We start from the raw sequence: 13,144 nt of genomic DNA, 5'->3' as shown, positions 1-13,144 counted from the left end.
ATGATCCGGGTGTTGTTGGCGGAAGACCAAGCCTTGTTGCGCGGCGCACTGGTCGCCTTGCTTGGGCTGGAGGACGACATCGAAGTGGTCGGCAGCGCCGGCGATGGCGAAAGCGCATGGCGCGAACTGCAGCGCCTGCAGCCGGACGTGCTGGTCACCGATATCGAGATGCCCGGCCTGACCGGGCTGGAACTGGCGCAGCGCATCCAGCGCCAGGCGCTACCGGTGCGCGTCATGATCGTCACCACGTTCGCGCGCCCGGGATTTTTGCGCCGTGCACTGGATGCCGGCGTGGCCGGGTATCTGCTCAAGGATGCGCCGGCCGAACAACTGGTCGATGCCTTACGTCAGGTGCAACGCGGCGGGCGGGTGATCGACCCGCAACTGGCCATCGACGCATGGGTGGAAGCGGACCCCTTGAGCGAACGCGAACGGACCATTTTGCGGCTGGCCGGCGAAGGCCGCTCCGCCAGCGAGATTGCCCAGCAGTTGCAGCTCTCGCACGGCACGGTGCGCAATTACTTGTCCGAATGCATCGGCAAATTGGGTGTGGCCAATCGCATCGAAGCGTATCGGCTGGCGCGGCAGAAGGGCTGGTTGTAGCGCAGTCAGTCGAGTGATTGCATGCGCGGGCAGTTGAAGTTTTCGGTGTGCGGGATTGCATGCCGGTGAGCGGCGCTCGGTTGCTGCGACACATCATCATCCCCCATTCGTAGCTATTCCAAACGCGTGCGAAGGCATGCGATTTGCACGCAGGTACACTGCGCAGCATTGGAAAACACGGCGAGTAATGCATGAAATCTCTGTGGCTGTCGGGCCTGCTATTGATGTGTGCTTTCAACGCATCTGCCGAACAATTCAAGATCTTGGTGGCAGCCATTCCCAATCAGTATCACCACGACTATATCCCCGTGGCCAAGCCGCAATTCGAAGCGATGGCACGCAAGCATTATGTCGAGATGGTGTGGGCATGGAATGCCAAGGTGTTCGACGGCGATCTATCGCAATACGCGGCTATCGTGTTGCTCAATACGCCGGCCACCGATCTGGACCCGGCGCAGCGGGCCAACTTCCAAAAATATGTGCGTAACGGCGGCGGCGTGGTCCTCGTGCACAAGGCCTTTGCGATCAAGCGCGGCGACTGGGAATGGTACGACCACCTGATCGGCCGCTCGTTCCGCACGCATCCCTACATGCAGACCGCGATGGTGGATGTGGTGGACGCCAATTTCCCGGCAACTGCAGGCCTGCCCAAGCGCTGGGTATGGAGCGACGAATGGTACGAATACGATCCGCCGTACAGCGATGACCTGGTGACGCTGCTCACCGTCGACGAAAGCAGTTACGACGCCACCCTGATCTGGCCAGGCCAGGTCGCCAAGGGCATGGGTAAACAGCACCCGGTGGCGTGGTATCACCACTTCGAAGGCGGCCGCGTATTTGCCACGGCTCTTGGTCATCTGGCCGAGGCCTACAACGACCCGCGCTACCTTGAGCACGTGTACGGTGGGATTTATTGGGCAGCGACTGGCAAGGGCATCGAAGCGCTGGAATCTGCGACAAAGGTAAACACGCCCGCTGAGCCGCTGCCAGAGCGCACACGTCTAGCGACGCAGCCGAATTAGGCTGCGTTGATTCAAAGCGCAAAGCAGGGCTGTGTAGCTCTCTGCCAGCCGACGTGCCCAACGTGAGAGCCCCTCGCCCGGCGGGGCAAAAAAGGCACGGCTTGCGCGCCACTGGCGCGCGTGTCTTGGAGCGCCCGCGCCGCAAGCGTGGGCGGGGGCGCAGAGCGGGGGTTGGGGTGTGGTACGGGGCGAAGCCAGTTGTCGCGTCACTTCCCAAGCGCGTGGCGACACGTTTGTCACTCCAGGCACTTCAGATGCCTGAGGCGCACCCTCATCCGCCCTAAGGGGAACGTTCTCCCTCATGAAAGGGGGGAGAACGCGCCGGAGGGAGAAGTGAGCTTGGCGGTACTGCCGAGTGCAGGCGTCATCTGCCGAGCTCTAGCAACTCACCATCAACCTCAACCCCGATCAACGCGTAGACCGCTCCCCACGCGCCATGCTGGAAAACACGCCATCGCGGCGCACCCAGGCATGAAACAACGCTGCACTGAGATGCCCCAGCACGGTGGCGAACAACAGATACGCCAGCCAGCCGTGCGCGCTACGCAGCCACGCATACAGCGCCGGATCGTGTGGTGCGATCGCCGGCAGGTTTGCGCCCGGCCACAACACGATCGGGTAGCCGCCGGCCGACAACATCGCCCAGCCGATCAGCGGCATGCCCAGCATCAACGCATACAGCAGCCAGTGCGAGGCGATCGCTGCGGCCTTTTGCCACACCGGCAGATCGGCCGGCAGCGGCGGCGGACGATGGCGCAAGCGGTTGATCAAGCGCAGCACCGCCAGGATCAAAATCGCGATGCCCAGCGGGCGATGCAGATCGATCAACCACGGCCGTTGCGTCACCGACGCCACCATGCCCACACCGACAAACAGCATGGTCAGGATCATCGCGGCCATCAGCCAATGCAGCACGCGCGCTGGCAGATTGAAATGGGTACGGCGACTCATTGGCGTGCTCCCTGGCCGGTGGCGGCGCTGCCCGTGCCGTTGGCGATCTCGCGCTCTCGGCGATTGAACGATTGCGAGTACACCGACGAGCGTGCCGCCAGAATCGGATCATTCGATGCGGCAATGCCCTTGGGTAAAATCAACGGGTCGTAATTGAGATCGCGACACGGGCCGGTGGCTTGTGGCTGCGCGCGCTCGATCGAGAGCGTGCCGGCCACGATCTGCTTGCGGCTGTCCGGCCACGGCTGCGATGGGTCGTCTACCGCATCGCCGGGCTCGGCGACGGTCAGCACCATGTCCCAACGCAACGGCCCCTGTGCGAGCCGCGCATCCAGATCGGTGGCGAGAAAATCGCCATCGGCCTGCTTGCGTTGCTCGGCGCTCAATTCCTTGAACGGCGTATGCGGGCGCATCGACCAGCGGATGTAGCGCTCGCGCCCGTCGGCGGCAATTGCGCGGAACGCGTTGACACCGTTGTACTGCGTATTGGCCCAGCTATCCGACCACGGCGCAGTCTTGGCCCACTGCTGGAATTTCGCTGCTTCCGGATACTGCTTGCCGAACGTTGCCAGTTTTTCCGGGTCCGGTTTGCCAGTGGCCGGGTCCGGTTTGGAGGCCACGTTGAGCGCCTGAAAGCCGGCCGGCGTGGCAACCACGAAGAACGGAAAGCTGTTCATCGCCGTACGCCATTCCTGCCCATCGTCACTGCGCAACAGCAGCGCCATGCTGCGCACGCGCGCCTGCCCGTCGGGCCCATGCGGGTCACCGCCGCCGATCGACATGCGCCCCAGCACCGGCGTGCTGGGCTGGCTGAAGATGCGCGCCGACGACAGCCAGGTGGCCTTGCCGCTGGACTGAAATTGCCCGCTCACGCACACGCCCTTGGTATGTGCGCGGCGGAAGCCTGGATGCGGCGGCCCGCTGGATTCGATGGTGTCGGTCATGCGCGCGGCAGTGAGCCGGTCGCTGCCGATCCAGCCGGCAGTCCAGGCAAACGCAAGCGCAACGCCGCCGGCAATGGCAGCAATCCCCAGCAACAGCAGCACGGGGCTGCGCGGGCGCGGGGGCGAGGGAGGTGGCAACGTCATGGCTGGCTCCGGTGGTCGATGCGGTGAGTGGTCAATGCTGTGAGACGACGTGCGCGCCGAGTTATTCCCTCGATCACCAGCAAAATTGCCGCACGCGCACGAATGGTGGGAATAGTCCACGCTCCAGTGCGTCTACTGTGTGATCTCATTACCAAACCTGCCAATGGATGCTCTGGACGATGACCAACTGCGCGCCGTGCTGCCGGCACTGCGCCGCTTTGCGCGCTCGCTGAGCCCGCCAGCGCCGACGACCTGGTGCAAGCCACGCTGGAGCGCGCGCTGCGGCGTTGGCGTACCCGGCATACCGCCGAGGCCCTGCAGCCATGGCTGTTCGCCATTCTGTACCGGCAGTTCCTGGATGGGCAGCGCCGTGCCGCGCGCTGGCAGCGGGTGGTGGGCCTGTTCGCGCCACAACAGCCCAGTCAGTCGGCGTCTGCCGAACAGGTGCATGACGGGCGCGCCATGCTGGCCAGTCTGGCGTTGTTGCCACCAGAGCAGCGCGCCTTGCTGCTCTTGGTCAGCGTGGAGGGTTTCAGTTATCGCGAGGTGGCCGACACCCTCGGTATCCCGATCGGCACGGTGATGTCGCGCCTGTCGCGTGCGCGCGAACGCTTGCGCGCAGTGAACGAAGGTCACGTGAACCACGCACCTGCATTGAGGATCCTGAAATGACCACCATACCGCCCGACGAATACGCGCTGCACGCCTACGTCGACGGCCGCCTGGGGGCGGAGCAACACGTAGCAGTGGCAGCCTGGTTGCAGGCGCATCCCGCGCAGGCCGCGCGCGTGGCTGGCTGGAAGCGCGATGCCGAAGCGCTACGTGCCACGCATGCAGGCCTGGCGCCGGAGCTGAGCGCGGTTGCATTCACACCTGCGGCCATTCGCCGTGGCCTGCAACAACGCCGGCGTGCCGTATTTGCTGTGTCCGCCAGTTGCGTGCTGGCACTAGGCCTGGGTACCGGGCTGGGCTGGCAGCTGCATGCGAGCCGGGTCGCCAGCCAACGCGTGCCGATGGCCGATGCAGTGGCCGCGTACCGCCTGTTCGCCGACGCCGCCACGCATCAGGGCGTTGCGTTGGACGTGCAGCACCGCGCGGAGTTGGAACCGTGGTTGCGCACGCATTTCGGCAACGAAGGCGTCGTGCCGGATCTGCGTGCGCAAGGCTATACGCTGCGCGGCGGGCAGTTACTGTCGACACCGGAGGGCGCAGCCGCGATGCTGGTCTACAGCGATGCCGACGGCGCGCGCATTGGCCTGTATCTGCGCCCACGCAGCGGTCCGATGCCGAGTGGCGAACGTCGCGATGGCCGTCTGTTGGCGCAGTACTGGGCCGAAGGCGATACCGCGTTCGCACTGGTCGGCCCGGCGACGCAAACACGCATGCGCATGATTGCGCCGTTATTGCGTAGCCAGGGATGATCAGCACAGCGGAAGGCGTGGAGTGATTGCTTTCCGCTGCCGCGCTCAGCCGCCGTAACGCTGCTGCAGCATCGCGAACGCCGAGCGCAGGGCCAGCGCTTCGCCGCCGGCTGGGCGGCCGGGGCGGTCACTGTCGTTCCAGGCATAGACGTCCAGATGCGCCCAGTGTTGGCCCGGGGCCACGAAGCGTTCCAGATACAGCGCGGCGGTGACGGCGCCTGCCATGCGCGAGCCGGCGTTGGCCATATCGGCAACATGGCTGTTGAGATAGCGCAGGTATGGGCGCCATAGCGGCATGCGCCACACCGGGTCGCGGGTCTGTTCGCCGGCGCTGATCCAGGCCTGGGCCAGCGCATCGTCGTTGGCGAACAGCGCGGGCAAGTCCGGGCCCAGTGCGATGCGTGCCGCACCGGTGAGCGTGGCGAAATCCAGGATCAGGTCCGGGCGCTGCTCGGTGGCATAGCTCAGCGCATCGCATAAGACCAAGCGGCCTTCGGCATCGGTGTTGTCCACTTCCACCGTCACGCCGGCGCGGGTGGTGATCACCTCGCCGGGGCGGAACGCATCCGGGCCCACCGCATTTTCCACTGCCGCAATCAACAGCGTCAGCCGCACCGGCAGCTGCTGTGCCATCACCAACCCGGCCAGCGCCAACGCATGCGCTGCGCCGCCCATGTCCTTTTTCATGTTGCGCATGCCATCGGCCGGCTTCAGATCCAGCCCGCCGGTATCGAAGCACACGCCCTTGCCGACCAGCACCAGATGCGGATGTGCCGTGTCGCCCCACTGCAACTCAATCAAGCGCGGCGCGCGATGCGACGCACGCCCCACGGCATGGATGGTAGGGAAGTTCTGCGCCAGCAATGCCTCGCCGACGATCGCATTGACCTGCGCGCCATGCGCTTGGCCCACTGCGCGCGTGGCGTCTTCCAGATGCTGCGGGCCCATGTCTTCGGTAGGCGTATTAACCCAGTCGCGCACCTGCAGGTAGGCCTCGATCAAGGCGCGCGTCTGTGCCGACGGCGTGGCTGCCAGTTCGGCCGGCGCACGCGGCACCTTGCGATAACGCGCGAAGCGATAAGCGCCCAATCCCCAGCCCAGATGCAGCAACGCCCGCTCGGCATCGCTCAGCGAGTTGGCCAGCGTCCAGCGGCTGGCCGGCGGCAATGCCATCGGCGCGTGCGCGTAAGCGTAGGCATCTGCACGGTCGCCGATACCGAGGATCGCCCCGGCCAGCCCGTTGTCGCCTGGCAACAACAGCGCGCTGCCCGGCGCGGCATCGAAACGCTGCGCCTGCGCCCACGAAAGCACACGGGTGGGCTGCTCCGCGCACCAGCGCGTAAAGCTCTCGCGGTCGAGCACATACAGCGGCAAGGCCGCGGCGTTGGAATCGATGAAACCGGTGAGGTGCGACATAGGAATCCTCGAATGCGGCGCCGTGCGCCGAGCAATGGGCTCAGGCGGGAAGGGTGATGCCGGCGTGCGCGGGGCCGGGGTGCGGCTGCTGCGCGTCCAGCCAATCGGCCAGCCCGGTCATGCTGTCGAATTCCAGATCCGGTTGCTGGGTGGGGTGCGACCACACCGCCCCTTCGCGGTTGATCCAGCAAGCGCGCAGGCCGGCATCCAGCGCACCTAGCACGTCCATACGCACATGGTCGCCTACATGCAGCACTTCCGAAGGCGGCACCTCAAGCTTGGCGCAGGCGGCCAGGAAGATGCTCGGGTCGGGTTTTGCGCTGCCGTGTTCGCGCGAGCCCAGCTGAAACGCGAAGTGGTGCATCAGCCCGATGCGCTGCAGATCGGCATTGCCGTTACTGAGTGCGGCCACCGACACATGCGCGGCGATGCGCGCCAGTGCATCGAGCGCGTCCGGATAGCATTCCACCTGGTTGCGCGCGGCATAGAAGACTTCATAGGCCGGCTCCAGCAACGCCAGATCGCCACCGCTGTCGCGCAACGCCATTTCCAGCGTCAACCGACGCAGCGCGCTGAGGTCGTGATGCAGGTGCGGGTTGTCGGCAAAGCTACGCTCACGCAGCTCGCGCATTGCCTCTACCGGAAAGCGCTCGGCGGTGACCGGACTGTGCTCGCGCATCCAGTCGTACAGCACCTGATCGATCCGCGCCCCGATCGGCGCAAAGGGCCACAACGTATCGTCGAGGTCGAGAGTGATGGCGCGGATGTGGAAGCTCATCGCTCGATTGTAATGCCGGGAATAGGGAGTCGGGAATGGAGAATGGGTAAAGCAGCGCGGCTGCAGGGCTGCTGCGTAGGAGCCTTTGCGAATCCCCAATCCCCAATCCCCAATCCCCAATCCCCAATCCCGATTCCCGGTTACTCAAGCAACCGCGCCCAGCGCTGCATGCCTTCCACTCGGCTCAGCACCATCTTGATGCAGACCAGCAGCGGCACCGCCAGCAGCAGGCCCACCATGCCCCACGCCCAGCCAAACAGCATGAGCGCCAGGATCAGCATCAGCGGTGAGATCGCCATGCGCCGGCCCAGCACGATGGGGGTGACCACCTGGCCTTCGATGGTGTGCAGCGCCAGGTACAGGATTGCCGGCAACAGCGAAGACAAGGTGCCGCGGAATTCCACAAACCCCATCAGTAGCATCAGCATCACGCCGATCAACGGACCTACATACGGCGCAAAATTCAGCAGCGCTACCACGGTGCCCCACAAGATCGCTTCGGGCAGCGGAATCTTCAGCGCATACAAAATGCCGGCAAACACCAGCCCGACCAGCGTATTGATCACGCTGATGGTGAGCACGTAGCGCGAAACCTCGCGTTCGATGTCCAGCATGATTTCAGTGGTGAAGCGTTGCTGCTGTCGATTCGGCAGCAAGGCGATCGCATGCCGCTGCAGGCTTTCGCCGTACACCATGAAAAAGAACGTCAGCAGCACCACCGCCAGCACCGAGGCGGCCAGCTTGGGCGTGCGCACCAGTGCCTTGTAGGGGTCGTCCATCTGCGTGCGCACGATCTGCACGCCGCGCTGGCCTTCGCCACCGGCTGCGCGTGCAAAATTTTCCGCCGCCTGATTGGCCTGCATCACCGGCTTGGTGAGATCGCGTACATCGCGCGCAATCTGGCGCATCTGCTGCGGTGCCTGCTGCGCCCACTCGGCGGCAGGGCCGGCCAATTGCACGGCCAGGGTTACGGTGCCGGCCAGGCCGAGGCACAGGATGAGTAAGGCGCCGAGAAACCGCGGGATATACAGCTTGCGCAGGCCACGCAGGATTGGGTTGCCGATCAATGCAAAAAACGCGGCCAGCATGACCGGCAGGATGATGGTCTGCGCCGCCCACAGCGTGTAGCCAACGGCAAGCGTGGCCAGCACCACCATCGAAGCAGGTGCGCGTGGGCGGGGCGCCGGTGCGGGCGGAAGAGAATCTGCCGCTACGGCGGCATCCGATGAGTCGACGGAAAGAGACATGCGCGCCCTGGCAGCAGACTGGCGTGCTGCCAGCGGTGCGCCATTATCGGGCCAATGCGTCAACGGTGCGCACAGAATCTGTGGGCGCGGTGTCAGTGAGCGGGTGGTCGCCTGGCGAACTCGGCCGCGTGCGCACTGATGCCGTTTCCAGAGGCCGGGTCGGTGGTCAAGGTGGCGTTGTCAGCAACTCTGGGATCGCAGCGCAAGCACAGCTTCGACTGTGCCAGCATGCCTACTGCGTGCGAGTGGCGGTCAGGCGGACGAGCGTTGCGAAATCGAGCGGCCGGTGATGGCGCTCGATCCATTTTGAGCCTCAGAGGGGTTAGCAACACACAGCCAGCAGTCGTCTGACGGATATCGATGGCGCAAACATCATCAGCCGGTGTGGTCTAGCACTGATTCTCTCCAACTAGCACAGAACCAACTGCACGAGTGCTGCGGGCATCTCAAGAATTAAACACGCCCATCTTTCCATTGCGTGCTTTTTCGGCTGCGCTGGTTCAGCGGCTGGTTGATGCGACTTCAAACCTGCTGCCACTCAATGCGGCAGCCCACCAGATCGTCGGCCGCCGCGATCAGCTGGCCTGAGTCAGGCCGCGCGATCGACCGGAACCTGCACCACTGCAACCGGTGGATCAGATGCAACTTCTTCGGCATTGTCCGCCGCACGTTCGGCCTGGTCGGACGCTTCCTGCGCGCGGTGCGCAGTGAACAATGCAGAGATCGTGCTGATCATCTGCAGAATCTTCGGAATACCGCCCAGCTTGCCGGCGATGCTGCCCAGTGCGGCCTGCGGCTCGTTGCGACCGGTGACAAACCCCAGCCCGAAGCCCACTGTCACGATCCGCAGCGGGGACCAGCCGGCACGCCAGGTCTGGCGTAATTCACTCCAATGCAGACGCGTCTCTTGCGCACGTCCTTCCACCAGAAACTCGGCGCGCTCGACGCGCTGACGCAAGGTTCCAAACTTCATGTGCGTGCTCCACTGGCAGGCGTCGCGGCATCTTCATCTTCGCTGGGGTCATCGAAAATGCCCAACTTGATGAGCTGACGGCGCGTTGCGTTGAGGCCGGTGTGGTCGAAGTAGAAGAACACCCGCCACGCGGCGATGCCGGTCACCAACAAACTTGCCAGCGCAGTAAAGAACATCGCCTGGAACCACGACAGCCCGGCACGTTGCAGCAGGGCGATGATCGCACCGGCCAGCAACAACCACGACGAGGCACCAAACACCACGGCCACGCAGGCCCACGCCAAACCGCGCCCGAACGCGCTGCGTGCCAGTTGCAGATCGGCCGACACCAGCCGGCGCAATGCGCGACTGGTGTCCTTGGCCGAGCCCAGCGTTGCACGCCCGGCAGCGCCGACCGCACGTACGCTTTCGTCCAGTCCTGGCGTTTCCGCACGCGCGTTGGGCGCGTCGGTTCCGGCAGCTGTAGAGGCCTGATCGCTCACGACTTAGTTGTCGTTGCTACGTGCCAGCTTGGCAATGACCCAGCCGGCGGCGAAGGCCACGCCGAAGGCAGCCAGTGGACGCTCGCGGATCAGGTCGGTGGCGCTTTCCAGCAGATCGTTGCCCTTGGCGACCAGCACGTCCATCTGTTCCTTGGCAGCGGCACCGCCGAACTCAGCTGCGGCCATGCCGGCCAGCGCGGTGTCCGACAGTTCGGCCTTGACGTTGGCGCGACCGAGCTTGAGCTCATCGCCAGCAGCGCTGGTGGCGCCCTTGACGGCTTCGCCGGCGGCGCTGGCTGCCGACTTCAGGTGGGTGCCGGCTTCGCTCAGGTTTTCCTTCAGCTGATCGGTATTGGTGGGGCTCATGCGATATCTCCTTCGGTCATTGATGGCAGCCGCCACTCACGTGCGGTCGAGCAGTAGCAATAGCATCGGGGGGGTGTAGGAGGCGTTAGTGGAAGCAATTGCGGGTACACAGGGTGTCAACGCATCAGCGCGTCGTACTGCGCGTTGCCACGCAAGATGCGCACCACCAGCTGCTGCGGTTTGCGCTGGAAATTGGCGCGCCAGCTGGCAAGGTCGGCAAACTCGCCCACGCTGCTGGCCACGATCACATCGCCGGTCACCAACCCATTGGCTGCGGCGCGACCACCACGTTTGACCTCGCTCACCATCACCCCGGTGATGCCGGACTGACGCAGCGATTCGGGCAGGTCTACGAAGGTGGCGCCGGTCAGACGTGGATCGAGCATGTCGCCGGTCACCGCGCGGTCCTGCTCTTTTAGCGTGGCCTTGAGCTTGAGCGGCTTGCCGTCGCGACGGATGTCCAAGGTCACCGCGCTGCCTACGGCTTGCAGGCCTTCATAGTTGTGCAGCGCCTCGGCACTGTCCACGCGCTGGTCGTTGGCCGCTACCACCACATCACCGGGTTGCACGCCTGCGGCGGCCGCTGCGGAACCTGGCAACACGCGCGTCACCAAGGCGCCGCGCAACGAATCCACGCCCAGCCCCTGCAGCATCTGTTGGGTAAGGTTCTGCGTTTCCAGGCCAAGCGTGCCGCGCACGACCACGCCCTTGGTCACCAGTTGCTCGACCACGTTGCGCGCCAGGTTGGACGGAATCGCCAGACCCAGGCCGATATTGCCGGCCATACTGCCCTGCGGGTTGAAGCTAGCGGTGTTGATGCCCACCAGCTGGCCTTGCAGATTGACCAGCGCACCGCCCGAGTTGCCGGGGTTGATCGAGGCATCGGTCTGGATGAAGTTCTGATAGCCCAACCCACGAATGCCGCTGCGCCCCACCGCTGAAACGATGCCGGAGGTGACGGTCTGGGTGAAGCCGAACGGGTTGCCGATCGCCACCACAAAGTCGCCCACGCGCAGCGCGTTGCTGTCGGCCAGTTTGATGTCGGTGAGGTTGTCTGCCTTGATGCGGATCAAGGCGATATCGGTATCGGCGTCGGAGCCGATGAAGTCGGCCTTGACCGTGCGCCCGTCGCCGAGAGTCACCTGCACGTCGTCGGCATTTTCGATGACGTGGTGATTGGTCAGCACGTAGCCCTTTTGCGCATCGATGATCACGCCCGACCCCAGCGACTCGTTGATGCGGTCCTGCGGCACCTGCGGAAACAGCCGGCGCAGGATCGGGTCGTTGAAGAACGGATTGCGCACGCGCACCACTTGTTTGGTGTTGACGCTCACCACTGCCGGCATCGCCTGCTGCAGCATCGGCGCCAGTGACGGCACCGGCTGGCCGGCGACTGCAGCCGGCAACGCGGCGGCAGTGGGCAGGGTAAAGGCGGCATTGGTCGGCGGCGTGGCTTCGGCGCGGTTGTCGAGCCAGGCGTTGACGCCGGTGGCGGCAAATCCGCCGAAGGCAGCGGCCAGCGAAAGAGTCAGCAGTGTGGGCAGCGGTCGCATGGAACGGATTCCGGGTTACGCGGTGAAAGAGGAATAGGGCGTCTGACTGCGTAAATCAAGCTGAACGAGGGTGCCTGCGTGCAATTTAACTGCCGGTGAAAGTACCGCGCATCCGTTGCCCCGATTGCGTTGACAGCCCGTCAGGCCCGGCGTAGCGTCCGCTTCATCCGATGCCTGTTCAGCATGTTGCGTGCGGTCGTGCATCGCCCGATTTCCCGCACTGACGCCCTTAAGGAGGGTCTATGAGCAACGGCAATGGTGTAACGGCAACCCTGTCCGACGCCGTCGATAGCGTAAAGAGCACCGCCACCGAGTTGACCGAGACCATCGCCAGCACCACCAGCGAGGCGGTCGCCAGCGTGCAGGAAGCTGCAGGCACGGCGGTGGAAGAGGTCAAGACGCGTGTGGTCAAAGCACGCAAGGCGGTGGTCAAGGTCGAAAAGAATGTGGCCAAGAAAGCTGGCAAAGCGGCCACCGCAGTGAAGCGTAGCGTGGCCAAGACCAAGCGCTCGCTGGTAGCGACCAAGGACGCTGCCAAGGACAAGCTGGTCGCCACCAAAGACGCTGCCAAGCAGAAGCTGGTGTCGACCAAGGACGCGGCCAAGCAAAAGCTGACCTCGACCACCGATGCCGCCAAGCAGAAACTGAGCAGCACCAGCGCTGCGGCCAAGAGGAAGATCACCGACACCAAGGCCAACACCAAGCGCAAGCTCGAAACCGCCAAGGCCAATGCCAAGGCCGAAGCAGCTGCACTCAGCGCCAAGACCGCCGCCAAGAGCGCAGCACGCAAGACCGCTGTTGCAACGGTGAGCGCGCGCACGGCAGCGAAGAAGGCAGCGGCCAAGTCGGCGGCAGCGAAGAAGTCGGCTACCAAGACGCTGGCCAAGCCCGCGGCCAAGAAGGCGCCGGCCGCCAAGCAGACCGCAACCAAACAGGCCGCAGTGAAGAAAGCTCCGCTCAAGAAGGCCGTGACCAAAACCGCGTTGAAGAAGGCTGCTAAGGTCACCAAGACCCCGGCAACACGTGCGGTGGCAAAGACCACTGCTGCCCGCAAAGCAGTGGGAAAAAAGGCCGTAAAGCGCGTGACGCGCTAAGGTCCTTACGCTGAGGCGTAGGCTGCGTGCAGCGCATGCACCACGTGTACTGTTGAAAAGCCGGCGTTGTGCAACAGCGTCGGTTTTTTTGTGGCTGATTTTTGGCCTTGCTGTCGCAGTCTTATGCAATCGTTCGTCTGCACTCGTTCG

13 protein-coding genes and 1 pseudogene are annotated in these 13,144 nt (G+C 64.4%); 5 read left to right on the top strand and 9 right to left on the bottom strand.

What is annotated here, in order from left to right; genetic code table 11:
* Positions 1 to 603, top strand: a complete 603-nt coding sequence (locus NX05_RS00380) for a response regulator transcription factor (protein ID WP_010374843.1) — start codon at positions 1 to 3, stop codon at positions 601 to 603.
* A gap of 191 nt (positions 604 to 794) precedes the next feature.
* A complete protein-coding gene (locus NX05_RS00375; RefSeq protein ID WP_010379263.1) occupies positions 795 to 1,625 on the top strand; it encodes a ThuA domain-containing protein in 831 nt (276 codons plus the stop codon).
* A 408-nt stretch (positions 1,626 to 2,033) separates the two neighbouring features.
* On the opposite strand, the gene NX05_RS00370 is transcribed toward NX05_RS00375, so the two are convergent.
* A complete protein-coding gene (locus NX05_RS00370; protein ID WP_010374840.1) occupies positions 2,034 to 2,576 on the bottom strand; it encodes a cytochrome b in 543 nt (180 codons plus the stop codon).
* The gene (locus NX05_RS00365) at positions 2,573 to 3,664 is read right to left on the bottom strand and encodes a catalase family peroxidase (RefSeq protein WP_039431611.1); all 1,092 of its coding nucleotides are present in this window, start codon (positions 3,662 to 3,664) and stop codon (positions 2,573 to 2,575) included. Before NX05_RS00365 ends, NX05_RS00370 begins: the two co-directional genes overlap by 4 nt.
* Before the next feature lie 163 nt (positions 3,665 to 3,827).
* Between NX05_RS00365 and NX05_RS00360 the strand changes: the two are divergent.
* Together NX05_RS00360 and NX05_RS00355 are read left to right on the top strand one after the other, a co-directional pair.
* Positions 3,828 to 4,336: pseudogene (locus NX05_RS00360) on the top strand (RNA polymerase sigma factor).
* Positions 4,333 to 5,085: an anti-sigma factor family protein gene (locus NX05_RS00355; protein ID WP_039431606.1), complete on the top strand. Its 753-nt coding sequence runs from the start codon at positions 4,333 to 4,335 to the stop codon at positions 5,083 to 5,085. The pseudogene NX05_RS00360 and the gene NX05_RS00355 overlap by 4 nt, the downstream one beginning before the upstream one ends.
* A 45-nt stretch (positions 5,086 to 5,130) precedes the next feature.
* On the opposite strand, the gene NX05_RS00350 is transcribed toward NX05_RS00355, so the two are convergent.
* The 7 genes from NX05_RS00350 to NX05_RS00320 form a co-directional block, all read right to left on the bottom strand.
* Positions 5,131 to 6,501, bottom strand: coding sequence for a leucyl aminopeptidase family protein (locus NX05_RS00350; RefSeq protein WP_039431603.1), 1,371 nt, complete (start codon positions 6,499 to 6,501; stop codon positions 5,131 to 5,133).
* Between the two features lie 40 nt (positions 6,502 to 6,541).
* The gene (locus tag NX05_RS00345; RefSeq protein ID WP_039431600.1) at positions 6,542 to 7,279 is read right to left on the bottom strand and encodes an HAD family hydrolase; all 738 of its coding nucleotides are present in this window, start codon (positions 7,277 to 7,279) and stop codon (positions 6,542 to 6,544) included.
* Positions 7,280 to 7,419: 140 nt separating this feature from the next.
* On the bottom strand, positions 7,420 to 8,526 hold the full coding sequence (locus NX05_RS00340) for an AI-2E family transporter (RefSeq protein WP_010379270.1): 1,107 nt from the start codon (positions 8,524 to 8,526) through the stop codon (positions 7,420 to 7,422).
* 589 nt (positions 8,527 to 9,115) lie between these two features.
* Positions 9,116 to 9,499, bottom strand: coding sequence for a hypothetical protein (locus NX05_RS00335; protein WP_017117167.1), 384 nt, complete (start codon positions 9,497 to 9,499; stop codon positions 9,116 to 9,118).
* Positions 9,496 to 9,981 carry a hypothetical protein gene (locus tag NX05_RS00330; protein WP_017115391.1) on the bottom strand — a complete coding sequence of 162 codons (486 nt, stop codon included), beginning with the start codon at positions 9,979 to 9,981 and terminating at the stop codon, positions 9,496 to 9,498. Before NX05_RS00330 ends, NX05_RS00335 begins: the two co-directional genes overlap by 4 nt.
* 3 nt (positions 9,982 to 9,984) lie before the next feature.
* Entirely contained in the window at positions 9,985 to 10,347 is a 363-nt protein-coding gene (locus tag NX05_RS00325) for a hypothetical protein (protein ID WP_010374821.1), read from the bottom strand.
* A gap of 116 nt (positions 10,348 to 10,463) precedes the next feature.
* Positions 10,464 to 11,900, bottom strand: a complete 1,437-nt coding sequence (locus tag NX05_RS00320; protein ID WP_039431594.1) for a Do family serine endopeptidase — start codon at positions 11,898 to 11,900, stop codon at positions 10,464 to 10,466.
* A gap of 242 nt (positions 11,901 to 12,142) precedes the next feature.
* On the opposite strand from NX05_RS00320, the gene NX05_RS00315 reads away from it, so the two are divergent.
* A complete protein-coding gene (locus NX05_RS00315) occupies positions 12,143 to 12,994 on the top strand; it encodes a hypothetical protein (protein ID WP_039431591.1) in 852 nt (283 codons plus the stop codon).
* Positions 12,995 to 13,144 lie beyond the last annotated feature (150 nt).

Source organism: Xanthomonas vasicola, assembly GCF_000772705.2.
GTDB classification, from domain to species: Bacteria; Pseudomonadota; Gammaproteobacteria; order Xanthomonadales; family Xanthomonadaceae; genus Xanthomonas; species Xanthomonas vasicola.
The sequence above is the reverse complement of the archived record's forward strand: the minus strand, read 5'-3'. Positions and strand labels throughout refer to the sequence as shown.